The sequence below is a fragment of the Propionicimonas sp. genome (assembly GCF_047606205.1).
GTDB lineage: Bacteria > Actinomycetota > Actinomycetes > Propionibacteriales > Propionibacteriaceae > Propionicimonas.
Window position 1 is genome coordinate 19,345 of record NZ_JASGES010000067.1, and the last position, 14,932, is coordinate 34,276.

General features: G+C 71.2%; 17 protein-coding genes. 12 read left to right on the forward strand and 5 right to left on the reverse strand.

What is annotated here, in order from left to right; all coding sequences use genetic code 11:
• Positions 1-14: 14 nt before the first annotated feature.
• The 3 genes from QM633_RS04500 to QM633_RS04510 all read right to left on the reverse strand — a co-directional run bounded on the left by QM633_RS04500 (position 15) and on the right by QM633_RS04510 (position 2,542).
• Positions 15-350, reverse strand: a complete 336-nt coding sequence (locus QM633_RS04500; RefSeq protein WP_415152534.1) for an RNA polymerase-binding protein RbpA — start codon at positions 348-350, stop codon at positions 15-17.
• 81 nt (positions 351-431) lie between these two features.
• On the reverse strand, positions 432-1,766 hold the full coding sequence (locus QM633_RS04505; RefSeq protein ID WP_415152535.1) for an MFS transporter: 1,335 nt from the start codon (positions 1,764-1,766) through the stop codon (positions 432-434).
• A complete protein-coding gene (locus QM633_RS04510) occupies positions 1,763-2,542 on the reverse strand; it encodes a glycerophosphodiester phosphodiesterase (RefSeq protein WP_415152536.1) in 780 nt (259 codons plus the stop codon). Before QM633_RS04510 ends, QM633_RS04505 begins: the two co-directional genes overlap by 4 nt.
• A 61-nt stretch (positions 2,543-2,603) precedes the next feature.
• Here QM633_RS04510 and pdxY point away from each other — a divergent pair, with 61 nt between their 5' ends.
• From pdxY to QM633_RS04530, 4 genes are all read left to right on the forward strand, one after another.
• Positions 2,604-3,458, forward strand: a complete 855-nt coding sequence (gene pdxY, locus QM633_RS04515) for a pyridoxal kinase PdxY (RefSeq protein WP_415152537.1) — start codon at positions 2,604-2,606, stop codon at positions 3,456-3,458.
• Positions 3,459-3,462: 4 nt separating this feature from the next.
• Complete coding sequence (locus tag QM633_RS04520; RefSeq protein WP_415152538.1) at positions 3,463-4,725, forward strand: SLC13 family permease; 1,263 nt, start codon at positions 3,463-3,465, stop codon at positions 4,723-4,725.
• Complete coding sequence (locus QM633_RS04525; RefSeq protein WP_415152539.1) at positions 4,722-5,207, forward strand: universal stress protein; 486 nt, start codon at positions 4,722-4,724, stop codon at positions 5,205-5,207. The genes QM633_RS04520 and QM633_RS04525 overlap by 4 nt, the downstream gene beginning before the upstream one ends.
• Positions 5,208-5,289: 82 nt before the next feature.
• The gene (locus QM633_RS04530) at positions 5,290-6,729 is read left to right on the forward strand and encodes a hypothetical protein (RefSeq protein WP_415152540.1); all 1,440 of its coding nucleotides are present in this window, start codon (positions 5,290-5,292) and stop codon (positions 6,727-6,729) included.
• Between the two features lie 16 nt (positions 6,730-6,745).
• On the opposite strand, the gene QM633_RS04535 is transcribed toward QM633_RS04530, so the two are convergent.
• Together QM633_RS04535 and QM633_RS04540 are read right to left on the reverse strand one after the other, a co-directional pair.
• The gene (locus tag QM633_RS04535) at positions 6,746-7,678 is read right to left on the reverse strand and encodes a hypothetical protein (RefSeq protein ID WP_415152541.1); all 933 of its coding nucleotides are present in this window, start codon (positions 7,676-7,678) and stop codon (positions 6,746-6,748) included.
• A gap of 48 nt (positions 7,679-7,726) precedes the next feature.
• Entirely contained in the window at positions 7,727-9,253 is a 1,527-nt protein-coding gene (locus tag QM633_RS04540) for a helix-turn-helix domain-containing protein (protein WP_415152542.1), read from the reverse strand.
• 162 nt (positions 9,254-9,415) lie between these two features.
• Between QM633_RS04540 and lpdA the strand changes: the two genes are divergently transcribed.
• The 8 genes from lpdA to QM633_RS04580 all read left to right on the forward strand — a co-directional run.
• Positions 9,416-10,813, forward strand: coding sequence for a dihydrolipoyl dehydrogenase (gene lpdA, locus QM633_RS04545; RefSeq protein ID WP_415152543.1), 1,398 nt, complete (start codon positions 9,416-9,418; stop codon positions 10,811-10,813).
• Positions 10,814-11,192: 379 nt separating this feature from the next.
• Positions 11,193-11,354: a Flp family type IVb pilin gene (locus QM633_RS04550; protein ID WP_415152544.1), complete on the forward strand. Its 162-nt coding sequence runs from the start codon at positions 11,193-11,195 to the stop codon at positions 11,352-11,354.
• A gap of 221 nt (positions 11,355-11,575) precedes the next feature.
• Positions 11,576-11,854: a hypothetical protein gene (locus QM633_RS04555; RefSeq protein WP_415152545.1), complete on the forward strand. Its 279-nt coding sequence runs from the start codon at positions 11,576-11,578 to the stop codon at positions 11,852-11,854.
• Between the two features lie 76 nt (positions 11,855-11,930).
• A complete protein-coding gene (locus QM633_RS04560; RefSeq protein ID WP_415152546.1) occupies positions 11,931-12,407 on the forward strand; it encodes an aminoacyl-tRNA deacylase in 477 nt (158 codons plus the stop codon).
• Positions 12,408-12,487: 80 nt separating this feature from the next.
• Complete coding sequence (locus QM633_RS04565; protein ID WP_415152547.1) at positions 12,488-13,195, forward strand: CPBP family intramembrane glutamic endopeptidase; 708 nt, start codon at positions 12,488-12,490, stop codon at positions 13,193-13,195.
• Between the two features lie 38 nt (positions 13,196-13,233).
• Positions 13,234-13,893: a sigma factor-like helix-turn-helix DNA-binding protein gene (locus QM633_RS04570; RefSeq protein ID WP_415152548.1), complete on the forward strand. Its 660-nt coding sequence runs from the start codon at positions 13,234-13,236 to the stop codon at positions 13,891-13,893.
• 124 nt (positions 13,894-14,017) lie between these two features.
• A complete protein-coding gene (locus QM633_RS04575; protein ID WP_415152549.1) occupies positions 14,018-14,443 on the forward strand; it encodes a hypothetical protein in 426 nt (141 codons plus the stop codon).
• Positions 14,444-14,447: 4 nt separating this feature from the next.
• Positions 14,448-14,932 (forward strand): metal-dependent phosphohydrolase (locus tag QM633_RS04580; protein WP_415152550.1); only part of this gene is annotated, 485 nt, incomplete at its 3' end.

Sequence of the window (14,932 nt, forward strand, 5' to 3'; positions counted from 1 at the left end):
GCGGCGTTCGGGCGTCAGTGGTTCTCGCCGCGGATCTCGCCGAGACGTTCGGCGAGAAGGTCCTCGAGCTCCTCGATCGAGCGACGCTCACGCAGCATGTCCCAGTGGGTGCGGGGCGCCTTGGTCTCCTTGACCTCCGGCTCGACGCCGTCGGAGCGGCGGGCGATCTCGCCACAGCGGGGGCACTCCCACTCCGTGGGCAGGTCCGCCTCCTCGGCGAAGGTGATCTCGAAGTGGTGACCCTTCGGGCAGTCGAAACCGATCTCCTGACGCGGCGCCAACTCGACTCCGGACGGGTCGGCATGACTCTTCGCTCCGAGACCAGCACCCCTCAACGCACGTTCAGCCATCGCACCTACCTCCGTCCCAAAAGCTAGCCAGCCGCACCAAGCAGCCGCTCGACCTCCTCGTACCCGCCGGGCGGGCGGAGGTCACCACACCCGGGGTAACGCGTTCCCCGCATCGATGATTCCCTTGCGCATGTCGACCCGGGCCAGCAGGATGCCGCCGACGACGAAGAACGCCATCAGCGCCACCAGCGCCAGGCGGTACGACTGCGTGAACTGGAACACCAACCCGAAGGTGAGGGTGCCGAGCCAACTCGTCCCCCGCTCCATCGCCTGGTAGAAGCTGAAGTACTCCGACTCGCGCCCCAGCGGGATCAGCTGGCTGTACATCGACCGCGACAGCGCCTGCGTCCCGCCCATCACCACCCCGATCGCCGCCCCCAGCCCGAACAGCGCGCCGACCACACCGGCAGGGATCGAGAAGGCGACCAGCACGACGACCAGCCAGATCCCGATGCCGATCAGCACCGTCCGCCGGGCGCCGATCCGGGCGGCGACGCGGCCGAAGCCCAGTGCCCCGGCGATCGCGACGAACTGAGTGAGCAGGAACGTGGCGAGGACGAGGTTCTCCTCGATCCCCAACTCGCGGATCGCGTAGACGCTGGAGGAGACGATCACGGTCTGGATGCCGTCGTTGTAGAACAGGAACGCCAGCAGGAAGGCCAGGGTCTGGGGATAGTGCCGCAGCTCGGCGAACGTCGAGGCGAGCTGCCGGAACGGGTTGCGGGCCGCCACGTCCGCCGGCACGTCCCTGGGCAGCCCGCGCAAGCCCCGGACCGGGATGATGGTGAAGCCGGCCCACCACAGCCCCGCCGACAGCAGGCACAGCCGCACCGCCATCGCCTTGTCGATGCCGAGTGCGGGGTACACCGACAGCACGGCGAAGTTCAGCGCCAGCAGCACGCCACCGCCCACGTAACCCCATGCCCAGCCCCGGCTCGACACCCGGTCGCGGTCGTCCGGGCCGGCGATCCGGACCAGCATCGAGTCGTAGACGACGACGGAGGCGCCGAACGCGATCAGGCTGATCACCATCAGCCACGCGCCGAGCTGCCAGTTCGATCCCATCAGGACGAACATCAGCGCCCCGGCGGCGGCGCCGATCCACGCCGTCGTGCCCAGCCAGCGGTGCGGGTGGGCGGAACGGTCGGCCGCCGCGCCCACGAGGAGCAGGATCACCGCGGAGGCGAGCGTGCTGATCGTGGCCAGCAGCGACGGCAGCGCACCGGGCAGGACGGGGAACAGTCCCAGGAGTGGAACGGTGCGCGTGCAGGTCCCGGAGGTGAGGTCGGGGCAGGCGGCGTTCGTGGCCAGGCTGACCAGGTAGGGGCTGATCAGGACGGTCGCCGTGGTGGTGTAGAACGCCGAGTTCGCCCAGTCGTACCAGTACCAGGCCCGTTGTGCCGGCGTGCTCTTCATCGGTCCTCCCACAGTCCGCGCTCCACGAGCACCTCCTTCAGCGTGCTGAGGTCGTCGCTGACCAGCCCGTCCACGCCGAGGTCGATGAGCCGGCGCATCTCGTCGGCGTCGTTCACCGTCCAGACGTGCACGACCCGGCCGTGCGCGTGTGCCCAGCGGATCACGTCCGGGCGGACCAGCGGCAGCGGCGCGCCGTCCTGGCGGACCGGGATCTGGAGCGCCAGGCCCGGGTCGATCAGGACGCGCCGCAGCCCGATCGCGTGGGTGGCCACGGCGACACCGCGGGGCGGCATCGACGTCAGGACGTCCGGTGCCAGCTTGCGGAAGGCCGCCAGGCGCGCGCCGGAGAAGGACCCTACGCACACCCGGTCGCCGGCACCGCGGGCGCGGATCGTGGCGGCCAGGGGCCCGATCGCCCCCGCCTGCTTGATGTCGATGTTGAACCGGCTCTCGCCCAGCTCGTCGAGAAGGTCGTCGAGCCGGGGGATCGGGTCGGTGCCGCCGATCCGGACGCCGGACAACTCGGCCCAGGGGTGATCGGCGATGCGGCCGGTGGCGTCGGTGACCCGGTCGAGCATGTCGTCGTGGAAGGCCACGAGCACACCGTCGGAGGTCGTGTGGACATCCAGCTCGAGATAGCGGTAGCCCAGCTCGACGGCGCGCCGGAACGCATAGGCGCTGTTCTCGCGCTGCCGATCGCCGGGGACGACCCAGCCGCCGCGGTGGGCCATCGCTGCAAACCGCGTGTCCAGGTAGGGGGGCCGGGGTCGCTGCACGCCTGCACTCTAGGGGTTCCACGTGCACGGCACGCCACCGCCGGTGGTGTGTAATGTCCCGGTGACGACGATCCTGTCCATCCAGTCCTCTGTCGCCTATGGCCACGTCGGGAACAGCGCCGCGACGTTCCCGTTGATGCGCATCGGGGTGGAGGTCTGGCCGGTGATCACCGTCCATTTCTCCAACCACACCGGCTACGGGGCGTGGCGCGGCCCGTTGCTCGCCGCGTCCGACATCGCCGATGTCGTGCAGGGCATCGACGAGCGCGGCGTGCTCGACCGCGTGGACGCGGTGCTGTCCGGCTACCAGGGCGCCGAGGCGGTGGGAGCGGAGGTGCTGCGGGCGGTCGAGCTGGTGAAGCGGCGCAACCCGCGGGCGATCTACTGCTGCGACCCCGTGATCGGCGACGTCGGACGCGGCGTCTACGTGCGTCCGGGGATCCCCGAGTTCATGCGCGACCAGGTCGTGCCCGCGGCGCAGATCGTGACGCCCAACCACTTCGAGCTCGACTTCCTCACCGGACGCACCACGACGACGGTCGGCGAGGTGCTGGGGGCGGCGGACGCGCTGCGATCGGCGGGCCCCGACGTCGTGCTGGTGACCTCGACCGTGCTGGAAGGGACCAACCCCGACGAGATCCTGATGCTCGTCGACACCGCCGAGGGCGCCTGGCAGGTGGCCACCCCGCGCCTGGAGCGGAACTTCACCGGCTCCGGCGACCTCACCGCCGCCCTGTTCCTGGCCCACTGCCTGGAGCACGGGGACGCCGGGTCGGCGATCGGACGCACCGCCGACGCGGTGTACTCGCTGCTCAAGGCCACCACCGATGCCGGCTCGAACGAACTGCTGCTCGTCGCAGCGCAGGACCAGCTGGTCGACCCGGCGTTCCACTTCGCGGTGACGCGGCTGCGCTGAGCGGATGGCCGGCGCGGAGGTCCTCGCCGCACTGCTGCTGGCGGCAGTGCTGGCCTTCGCCGTCGTCCGCCCTCGCGGCCTGCCCGAGGCCGTGGCCGCCGTGCCCGCTGCGCTGGTCGTCCTGCTCACCGGCGGCGTCGACCTCGCGACGGCCGGGGAGGAGAGCCTGCGGCTGCTGCCGGTGGTCGGCTTCCTCGCCGCGGTGCTCCTGCTCAGCGAGCTGTGCGCACGGGACGGGCTGTTCGACTGGGCGGGCCGGTTCATGGCCCGGCGCAGCAGAGGGGAGCCGCAGCGGCTGCTCGTGCTGGTCTTCGGCGCCGCCGCCGTCACCACCGCGGTCCTCAGCCTCGACGCCACGGTCGTCCTGCTGACCCCGGTGGTGTTCGCCACGGCGGCCCGGGTGGGGGTGCGGCCGCGTCCGCACGTGTACGCCTGCACGCACCTGGCCAACGCCGGCTCGCTCCTGCTTCCGGTCTCCAACCTCACCAACCTGCTGGCGATGACGGCGCTGGGGATCAGCTTCGTCCAGTTCGGAGCCCTGATGCTGCTGCCGTGGCTGGTCGTGATCGGGGTGGAGTACCTCGCGTTCCGCTGGTACTTCGCCGGCGACCTCAGCGTGGGCGCGGGAGCGTCGGCGAGCGAGCGCGGCGAGGAGGTTGCGCTGCCCCGGTTCAGCGCATCCGTCGTGGCACTCACGCTGGCCGGGTTCGTCGTCGCCTCCTTCGTCGGCCTGGAGGTGGCGTGGGTCGCCGGGGCCGGCGCCCTCGTCCTCGCGGTCCGGGCGCTGGTCCGCCGGCAGGTCCGGGTGGGCGAGGTGGCCGGCGCGCTCAACATCCCCTTTCTCGCGTTCGTGCTGGCGCTCGGCGTGGTGGTGAAGGCCGTGGTGAACAACGGCTTGGCCGACCTGATGGGCAGGATCGTGCCCTCGGGCGCGTCGCTGCCTGCCCTGCTCGGCTGGGCGGGACTCGCCGCCGTGCTCGCCAACGTCGTGAACAACCTGCCCGCGGTCCTGATCCTGCTGCCGCTGGCCGTCGGCGCGGGGCCCGGGCCTGCGCTGGCCGTCCTGATCGGCGTGAACGTCGGCCCCAACCTGACCTATGTCGGGTCGCTGGCGACCCTGTTGTGGCGCCGGATCGTCCACGCCCACGACCACGAGGCGCCGCTGGCGGAGTTCACCTGGCTGGGCCTCCTCGCCACGCCCGTGGCGATCGTCGCGGCCGTCGTCGCCCTGTGGGGCTCGCTACAACTGTTCGGAGGTGCAGCATGAAGGTGCTGGTCTGGATCGCGGAGGCCACCTGGCCGGCCTGCGTGGACGCCGTGAACGAGCTGTTCGCCGGCCAGGAGGAGGTCACGCTCCTCGCTGCGCTGCCCGGCGACCTCGCCGCGCAGGCAACCGGGGCCAGAACCGGCCTGTGGGGGCGGGGGAGCGGACGCGACCCCGGCGTGCAGGTCACCGAACTCGCCAGGGAGTCGACCCGGGCGATGCTGGCCGCGGCCGCGGCGCGGCTCGGCCGGGAGGCAGCCGTCGTGCTGCGCGAGGGGAGGGTCGAACGCGAGGTGACCGCTGCCGCAGCGGGCGCCGACGTCCTCGTCCTGGCCAGGGACGGCGACGTGTCGCGGCTCGGCCCGCACAGCCTCGACCGGCACACCCGCTTCGTGGTCGACCACGCGCCCTGCCGCGTCGTCCTGGTCTGGCCGGGACGCGTGCCCGGCCTGGCCTCGATTCCACCGCCGCCGCCGGAGCACTGATCGGCACTCCCGGCCCCCGGTTCGGCGAGGCGGGCGGCTGGGTACGGTGGGCACAGACCGCGACCGACGGAGGTGTGTGCGCGTGCTCACGATGGGCGTTGTCCGCGGGATCAGCTACGGGCTGTTCGGTGCACCGGAGGAGTTCGGGCCGGCCGCCCACTCTCTGAATGCGGGCCTGGTCAGGGCATACGTGTACTGGGGCCAGGTGGAACCCGCGCCCGGACGGCTCGAGTGGACCGTGGTCGACCGCCTGCTCGAACAGGTCGCAGGGTGGGGCCGGCTGTGGCTGACGGTCTGCAGCAGCTCGCCGTGGGCGACCCGGACGCCGTCGTCCTTCCTGCCGCCCTCTCCGCCCCGCGACCCGGCCGCCTACGCGGAGTTCGTGGCTGCGCTCGTGCGCCGCTGCGAACACCGGGTGGACTACTGGCAGTGCGAGAACGAGCCCAGCAACGCCGGTCTGCTGTGGAGCGGCACGGCGGGGGAGTACGCCGACCTCCTGACCAGCTTCGCCGGGGCCGTCCGGTCGGTGCCCGGCGCCGGACGCGTCGTGCTCGGCGGCGTCGGCTACGACGCCCTCAGTTCGGAGCCGGGCAGCGAGGCATGGCAGTTCTTCGATGCGGTCTGCGCGGCCGCGGGCTCGTGCTTCGACCTCGCGGACGTGCACCTGTACGACGACCCACGGCGCATCCCTGGCCACCTGGCCGCGGTGCGGGAGCTGCTCGATCGCCACGGCTGCGGCCAGCCGCTGGTCGTCGGCGAGTACGGCGGGCCCACGATCTTCGGGTTCCCGGCCGCCGAGCAGGCTGTGCAGGCGACGATGCTGGCCGCCTTCGGCGACGGCACGACCTCGTTGCCGCAGGGCGGGGCCAGCGGGACCGAGACACCGGATCGGCGCGCGATGCGGGAGCTCTACCGGCGCCTTCCCGAGTTGCCGGAGGAACTCCAGCAGTTCCTGGACGGCTGCCCGCCGGAGCTGGCCGCACGTCGCGACCGGATCGCCTGCCGGGAGCTGGTCACCCGCAGCCTGACCGCTTTCAGCGAGGGCGTGACCACCACCTGCTACTGGGACCTCGCCCCCGAGGTACCCGACTACTCCGACCCGTACAACCTGCTCGGCCTGGTCTCGGCCCGGCTGGCGCTGCTCGACTTCCGGGACGGAGCGCTCGCCGACGCCCAGCCGGCGGCGGCCACGTTCCGGATGCTCGCCGCGGCGCTGCGGGACGCGGTTGCCGTCGAGCGGATCACGCTCGGCGACCGCACGGACGTCCACGCCTTCACGGTCGTCTTCCCGCCCGGCTCGGGGAAGGCAGTGCAGGTGCTGTGGCGGGAGGCCGATCCCTTCACCGGCGACCAGGACGCCCACGAGGCGTTCGAGTGGCAGTGGGTGCACGACGGCATCCATGTCGCCAACGCCTTCGCAGCGGGGGTCGCCCTGCCCGCATGGAACCACGGAAGGCTGGCGGTCCCGCTGTCGGCGACGCCGATCCTGCTCAGCTCGACCCCACTGCTGACGGTGGGCTAGGTCGGGTCCCCGCCCCTCAGCCGGCCTGTGGCGGCACGGAGTAGTTCCACAGCTCGACGGTCTGGAACACCCAGTAGGTCACGAACAGGGCGAGCAGCACGGCCTCGATCCAGAAGACGACCGGGAACCGGTCGCCCACCACGGCGTTCTGCTGTCCGGTGATCGCGAACACCACGATGCCGACCGCCACCGCCGCCAGCATGGTGATGGCGATCGCCCGGTAGACCCGGCGGTAGGCGGCGCCCGACAGATCGGCCAGATCGTTGACCCCCAGAGAGGTGCGTCCGTTGATCCAGACCACCGCGATCAGCAGCAGGAAGAACGAGATCGCCGACGTGTAGTGGGCGAACTGGACGAACACCGGCCGGACGAACGCGTAGCCGCCCGCGTACACCAGCCAGAGCACGCTGACGACGACCAGGCCGCGGCGCGTGGACGGGCTCCACGGCGTCGACGAACGGACCGACCACATCCGCAGGCCCGCGACCACGAGCGCGACCAGCCCCGCACCGAGGTAGGCCCACATGTTGGTGTCGATGGCGGCGTGCAGGGCCTCCGGAACGCAGTCCCGCCCGGGGAGCGGGCAGCTCGGGTCGGCAATCGGGGTGGGGACGAAGCCCACCACCGGGATCAGGACGCCGGCGATGTCCAGCAGGGTGTTCTCCGCGCCCGGGCGTCCCTTCACGGCCACCAGCGCCAGACCGACGCACAGCAGCGTGGCCACGAAGATCCCCCGCAGGTCGTCGGAGTAGAAGGTCGCCGAGATCGACGGCGGTACCCGCCCACCGGCCCGGACGATGTGGACGGCCAGACCCACCGCGAGCAGCAGGCCGATCGCGACCAGCCCCGCCCGCAGGGTCCGGTAGGTGTCCAGGGCTGCCTTGTCCTCCGCAGCCGCCCGTGCCGCCGCCTCGACGTCCATCGCGGTCCCCCTTCGTCGCTCACCCATGGGAGCACCGTCCGGGCCGAGCAGGACTGGGCATTCCTGCCCAGGGGTTCAGTCGCGGAAGACGTCGATGTGCGCGCCGAGGGCGTTGAGACGGTTGGGCAGGTCCTCGTAACCGCGGTTGATCACGTAGACGTCGCGCAGGACGCTGGTGCCCCGCGCGGCGAGCGCCGCGAGCAGCAGGCAGACCGCCGGACGCAGTGCCTGCGGGCAGATCAGTTCCTGGCCCCGCCAGCGGGTGGGGCCGGTGACCACGATGCGGTGGGGGTCGAGCAGCTGGACGTCCGCGCCGAGCTTGTTCAGCTCGACCAGGTGGATCGCCCGGTTCTCGTACACCCAGTCGTGGATCATCGTCCGCCCCTCGGCCACGGCCGCGATCACGGCGAAGAAGGGCAGGTTGTCGATGTTGAGGCCGGGGAACGGCATCGGATGGATCTTGTCGGCCGCGGCGTGCAGGACCGAGGGGTGGACGGTGATGTCGACCAGCCGGGTCTGCCCGTTGCAGGAGCGGTACTCGGGGCTGAGCGTGTAGGACTGGCCCATCTCGGACAGGATCGCCAGTTCGATGTCGAGGAACTCGATCGGCGCGCGCTGGACGGTCAACTCCGAACCGGTCACGATCGCGGCGGTGATCAGGCTCATCGCCTCGATCGGGTCCTCGGAGGGGGCGAAGACCACGTCCGCGTCGATCCGCTCCAGCCCGTGCACGACCAGGGTGGTGGTGCCGATCCCCTCGATCCGTACGCCCAGCTCGGCGAGGAAGAAGCACAGGTCCTGCACCATGTAGTTGCTCGACGCATTGCGGATCTCGGTGCGACCGGGGAACAGCGCCGCGGCCATCAGCACGTTCTCGGTCACCGTGTCGCCCCGCTCGGTGAGGGTGATCCGCCGCTCGTGCTCGGTCACCTCGTCGACCTCCGCGTGGTAGAACCCCTGGGTGGTCCGCACGGCCAGGCCGAAGTGACGCAGTGCCTGCAGGTGCGGGGTGACCGTCCGGGCGCCCAGATTGCAGCCGCCCGCATAGGGCAGGTCGAAGGACTCCTCGGAATGCAGCAGCGGGCCGAGGAACATGATGATCGACCGGGTCCGCCGGGCCGCCTCAACGTTCATCGTGTGCAGGCGGAGGTTCGCCGGCCGGACCAGTTCCAGCTCGGACTTGTCCTGTGACCAGGTCGCCCGCACCCCGATGCTGGTCAGCACCTCGAGGATCCGGTTGACCTCCTCGATCTGGGCGATGCCACGCAGCACGGTGCGTCCGCGGTTGATCAGGGACGCGCACAGCAGCGCCACCGCGGCGTTCTTCGACGAACGCACCGCGATCGAGCCGCTGAGCGTGACCGGGCCGTGGATGCGCAGGTGCATGGGCCCGGCCGGCCCCGCGTGGATCAGGGGCGAGTCGAGCGCGCCCGCGATCCGGTTGATCATCTCCAGACTCAGGTTCTGGCCTCCGGACTCGATCCGGTGCACCGCGCTCTGCGAGGTGCCGAGCACCTCTGCGAGCTCCTGCTGGGTGAGGCCCCGCTGCTTGCGCGCGTCCCGGATGAGGGTGCCGATACTGCTCGGGAGGAGGTCTGCCACAGGGCGAGCGTATCTCACATGGGATATGAACGGGACCGAAACGGCCCGACGCAGGTCCCGCAGACCCCCTGGGGAGCCCCGGTGTGCAGGAACGTGCGGCATGCCGATCACCGGTCTGTCGCGCCGCTCTCCGGCGCCCGGCGCCCCGCTAGAGTGACCGGCATGACCCAACATTTCGATGTCGTTGTCCTCGGCGCTGGCCCCGGGGGCTATGTCGCTGCCATCCGCGCCGCCCAGCTGGGCAAGAGCGTCGCCGTCATCGAGAAGCAGTGGTGGGGAGGGGTGTGCCTCAACGTCGGCTGCATTCCCACCAAGGCCCTGCTGCGCAACGCCGAGCTGGCCCACATCTTCAACGCGGAGGCCGACACCTTCGGCATCGAGGGCGAGGTGCGGTTCAACTTCACCTCCGCCTTCACCCGCAGCCGCGCGGTGTCGGACCGGATGGTCAAGGGCGTCCACTTCCTGATGCGGAAGAACAAGATCACCGAGATCAACGGCTGGGGCAGCTTCACCGACGCGAAGACCATCAGCGTGGCCACCGACAACGGCGAGGAGACCGTCACCTTCGACGACTGCATCATCGCGGTGGGGGCGACCACGAAGCTGCTGCCGGGGACACAGCGCTCGGCGCGCGTGTTCACCTACGAGGAGCAGATCCTCTCCGACCAGCTGCCCGCCTCGATCGTCATCTGCGGCGCGGGCGCGATCGGCACCGAGTTCGCCTACGTCCTGGCCAACTACGGCGTCGAGGTCACCATCGTCGAGTACCTGGACCGGATGGTCCCCAACGAGGATCCCGAGGTCTCCGCCGAACTCGCCAAGGCCTATCGGAAGATGGGCGTGAAGGTCCTCACCGGCACCAAGGTCGACGGGATCGAGGAGCACTCCGAGGGTGTCCGGGTGCGGGTCAGCCCCGCCGCCGGGGGAGAGGGCCAGGTCCTGGAGGCCGAGCGGGTGCTCCAGTCCCTCGGCTTCGCGCCGCGGACCACCGGCTACGGCCTGGAGAACACCGGCGTGGAACTCACCGAACGCGGGGCGATCGCCATCGACGACTACATGCGCACCAGTGTCCCCGGCATCTACGCGATCGGCGACGTGACGATGAAGCTGATGCTCGCCCACACCGCGGAGGCACAGGGAGTGGTCGCGGCGGAGACCCTCGCCGGCACGGAGACCATGGCGATCAACTACGACATGATCCCCAGGGCGACGTACTGCCAGCCGCAGGTCGGCTCCTTCGGCTACACCGAGGCCCAGGCCGCCGAGCGCGGCTACGAGGTGAAGGTGGCCAAGTTCCCGTTCAGCGCCAACGGCAAGGCGCACGGCCTGGGCGAGGCCACCGGTTTCGTCAAGATCGTGGCCGACGCCCGCTACAACGAACTGCTGGGCGCCCACATGGTCGGCCCGGACGTTTCCGAACTGCTCCCCGAACTCACCCTGGCACAGCAGTGGGACCTGACCGCCGACGAGGTCGGCCGCAACATCCACGCGCACCCGAGCCTGTCCGAGGCGCTCAAGGAGGCCGTCGAGGGGATCGCCGGCCACATGATCAACCTCTGATCCGGACAGTTCGCCGCGACAGCGTCGCCGACCCCGTTCCCGGCGGCTGTCGCATTCCGGTCGGCGCTCGCACTATTCGTCCGCGGCGCGCCGTCCGGGCAGGAATTCCGGTGCGCGATGAGCGCGTCGCGGCGAGTTCGCCAATTCGGGGTGGAACAATCGGCTCCGGTACCGGCCCACCAGCTCCGGACCGGCTTCGACCACGCTCGACCCGGGGGCGGGGGAGCGTGGTCCTCCGTTCGGGTGACCGCTGTCCACCGAACGGGTGACAAATACATCAATTTGTCGCCCGAAGGGGGGACAAAACGGTCCGGACAACGCCAATGAATGGCTTCGAAACGCCTTTTCAGTGGGTCTGCCACTGCATTACGCTCGGTCCATGCAGAAAAGGAACTGGGAGCGAGGGGCGACTGCCGTCGAGTACGGCATCTTCGTCGCCTTCATCGCAGCTGTCGTCATCACCGGGGTCGCAGCCCTGGGCATCGGTACTACCGGACTGTTCGTGCTGCCGCCCGACATCTTCACCCACGCCAACCCGTAGCCGACTCCGCCACGGCGCTGCTCACGTCCTCCGGGCACTGGCCACCCAGTTCCCTCACGCCATCCAGGACGACGCAGAGCAGGGCCACGGCGGCGAAGGCACACCACGCACGACGGCCCGGATCCGATTGTCCGATAAGCGACATTATGACAAATCGTCTCCGCGCCACCCCCGCCGGCCACCCCCTTGGCCAACCCCCCACTCCTGATCGGATGCACCACATGAGCACCATCACCGAAAGACTGGTGTCGCGGTTCGATCGATGGCTGGATCGACTGGTAGCCACGGACGACCGCTACGTCTGCGGGGCCTGCGACGATCGGTTCCACAGCCGGGTCGCCGGCATCGATCACGTCCAGCGCTGCCATCCGGAGTACCAGGGCGTCGTGGTCTTCGACGATGCGATCGCCGGCGTGCCCGCCGCCCACCCCGTCCGTACCCCGGCATCCGCCGGCATCTCCCGCGGCCCGATCCCGGTGGCCGTCCGGATCGCCCACTGACCCTGCACCCTCCCGAGGGTCAAGACAGCAGCTGCGGCCGCGCACGACGCGGCGCCGGTCTGTCACACTTCGTGCCGTGAGCACGTCCACCCCGGCCGCCGCGGCGCTCGCCCGCGCAGGAGTCCCCTTCCGACTCCACGAACACCCTCCCGCCCGTCGCGAGGCCGACCTCCACCTCACCGGCCTGGACGTCGACACCTCGGCGAAGACGCTCGCCTTCGTCCTGCCGGACGGGCGCTTCGCCCTCGCGGCCATCCCCGGCAGGGCACGGCTCCGCTACGGCAACCTCGCCCGCGCGCTCGGCGTGCCGCGCTCAGCCCTGCACCCGATGGACCCCGGCCAGCTCCTCGAACTCGGCATGGAGCCCGGCGGGGTCTCCCCCGCCTGCGACGACCCCCGAGTGGTCCGCGCGGTCGACTCCTCGTTGCTGGCCCACGCCGTCGTCTACTGCGGCAGCGGCAGCGCCTCGGTCTCGGTGGAGGTCGCGCCCGCGGACCTGGTCGCGCTCGCTCCGATCGCCATCGTCGCCGATCTGTGCTCGGAGGCTCCGTGAGCCCCCAGGGCGGGTCGGGCCGATACGATGCGTCCAGTGGTGCAGCGTCGCGCCCGACTGGGTGAAGGAGCGGCTCAGTGATGAACACCGGCACGGGACTACGCGCTTTCCTCGATGCGGCCAGGGCGGAACCGACCTCGCGGGAGGAACCGGCGGAGCTTCTCGTCCAGCGCCGGTGGATCTCCTCGGTCACGCTCGCCGTCGGATCCTTCATGCTCGCCCTCACGCTGCGCGTCCCTGCCGGTGATCCCGCGTTCTACGGCACGACCCTCGCCCTCGGCGCGGTCTGGATCATTGGCGGCCTGCTCTCGGGCACGCTGCACCTCGGCACGCTGCCGGGGGCGTCGGGCGCCCGCGGGGTCGTCCTGCAGGGCGTGGTGATCGGCGCCCTCCTGCTCGGCGTGTTCCTCGCCGGCGCGGCCCTGGTCGCCCCGCTGCCAGCCCTGCGCGAGCCACTGGTCGCACTGCTGGACCACGCGCGCTACGGCAGTGTCCCGATCGTCGCGGCGCTGACCGCCCTGATCGCGATCGGCGAGGAGATCTTCTTCCGGGGCGCGCTCTATGCCGCGGTCGGCGACGGCCAGGCACTCCTGGTCACCACCCTGGTCTACGCACTCGCGACCATCCCCAGCGGCATGCCGGTGATGGTGATCGCCGCCGCGGTGATCGGGGTGGTCGCGGGCGTCCAGCGACGTGTCACCGGCGGCGTCCTCGGCGGGATCGTCACCCACCTGATCTGGTCGCTGGGGCTGCTGCTCCTGCTGCCGCCGGTGCTGGGCATCGGCTGAACCTTGCTCTATGAAGGCATATCACTTAATCTGATCATATGAAGTCATTTGGCTTACGGTTCGTCGTGCTGGCCGACCAGGTGGACAGCCGCTCCGGCGAGGACCGCGTCCCCGCCGCCCTGGCGGCGCTGGACGCCCTGCCGAGCGTGCTGCCCTTCGAACGCACGGCCGGCGACGAACTCCAGGGGCTGCTGGACGACCCCGTGACGGTGGTGCAGGCGGTCGTCCGGCTGACCCGGCTCCAGCAGTGGCGGATCGGCGTCGGCGCGGGGACGGTCGAGGCTCCCCTGCCTGCCTCGACCAGGGCGGCCAGAGGCGGCGCCTACCTCGCCGCCCGCACCGCCATCACCCGGGCGCGCCGGGCTCCGGGTGACCTCGCGCTCGCCCTCGACCCCGCGATCACGACCCCTGCTGTCGGCGACGACCGCTACGGTGGGGCCGTCGGTGCGGCACGGGACGCCGAGACCGGCCTGTGGCTGCTCCGCTCAGTTCTGGAACGCCGCAGCAGCGAGGGATGGGAGCTGATGGACCTGCTCGAGGAGGGCCTGACCAACGCCGAGGCCGCCACCCGGCTCGGGATCAGCGCGTCCGCGGTCAGCCAGCGGCTCTCCCGCGCGGCCAGGTCGGAGAGCTCGCGCGGCGCCGAACTCTGCGCGCGACTGCTCGCCCGGCTGCAGGAGATCGGGGCACCCGCATGAGCACGCCACAGAACTCCTCTCCGCCGCTGCGCTCCCCCGGACAACTCCGCGGGGGCCCCGGAACCACCCCACCGAGTTCTTCTCCGCCGCTGCGCTCCCCCGGACAACTCCGCGGGGGCCCCGGATGAACCCCGTGCTCGCGGTCGCCCTGAAGGCCCTCGTCGTCGCGGCACTCGGCCTGGTCGCGACGTTCCTCGGCAGCCCGCTGGTGCGCCTCGTCCTGCGCCGGGCCGACGCGCCCCGCCCTCGCAGCGACGCCGGCGTCGACGACGAGGCGGAGGCATCCCCCGGCATCCAGGCCGCGTCCGCACAGCTGCGCGGCGGCCGCTGGATCGGCCTGCTCGAGCGGCTGGCCGTCTACGCGTCCATCCTCTCCGGATTCAGCGGAGGGATCGCCGTCGTGCTCGCCGTGAAGGGGCTCGCCCGGTACCCCGAGTTGAAGGCGACCACCAGCGGGGCCGCCGAGCGGTTCATCATCGGCACGTTCGCCAGCGTGCTGTTCGCCTCCGCCTGCGCCGGGCTGGCGTGGTGGCTCACCGGCCTGTGGTGACCTGGTGATCTCGGCACTGGCCCGGGAATGGGCGAGCCTGCTGCCCGGCACGGACGAGCTCGGCACCGACCTGCTGCGCCGATGGAGCGAGCCGCACCGCCACTACCACGACACCGGGCACCTCGCGGCTGCGCTCACTGCGCTCGGCGAACTCGGTGGCGCGGCCAGGGCAGAACGGCTGGCGATCTGGTTCCACGACGCCGTGCACACCGGCACCACCGGGCCGGACGAGGACGCCTCCGCCGACCTTGCCGCGCGCAGCCTGGCCGCGGCAGGTCTGCCCGCCATCGAGGTCGCCGAGGTCTGCCGCCTGGTGCTGGTGACCGTGCACCACTCCCCCGCCCCCGGCGACGACGCAGGGGCGCGGGTCAGCGACGCCGACCTGGCCGTGCTCGGCGCGGATCCGGCCGCTTACGCGGCGTCCGTGGCCGCGCTCAGAGCCGAGTCGCCGCTCGTCCCGGGCGCCCGGTGGCGCGACGCCCGGCTGGC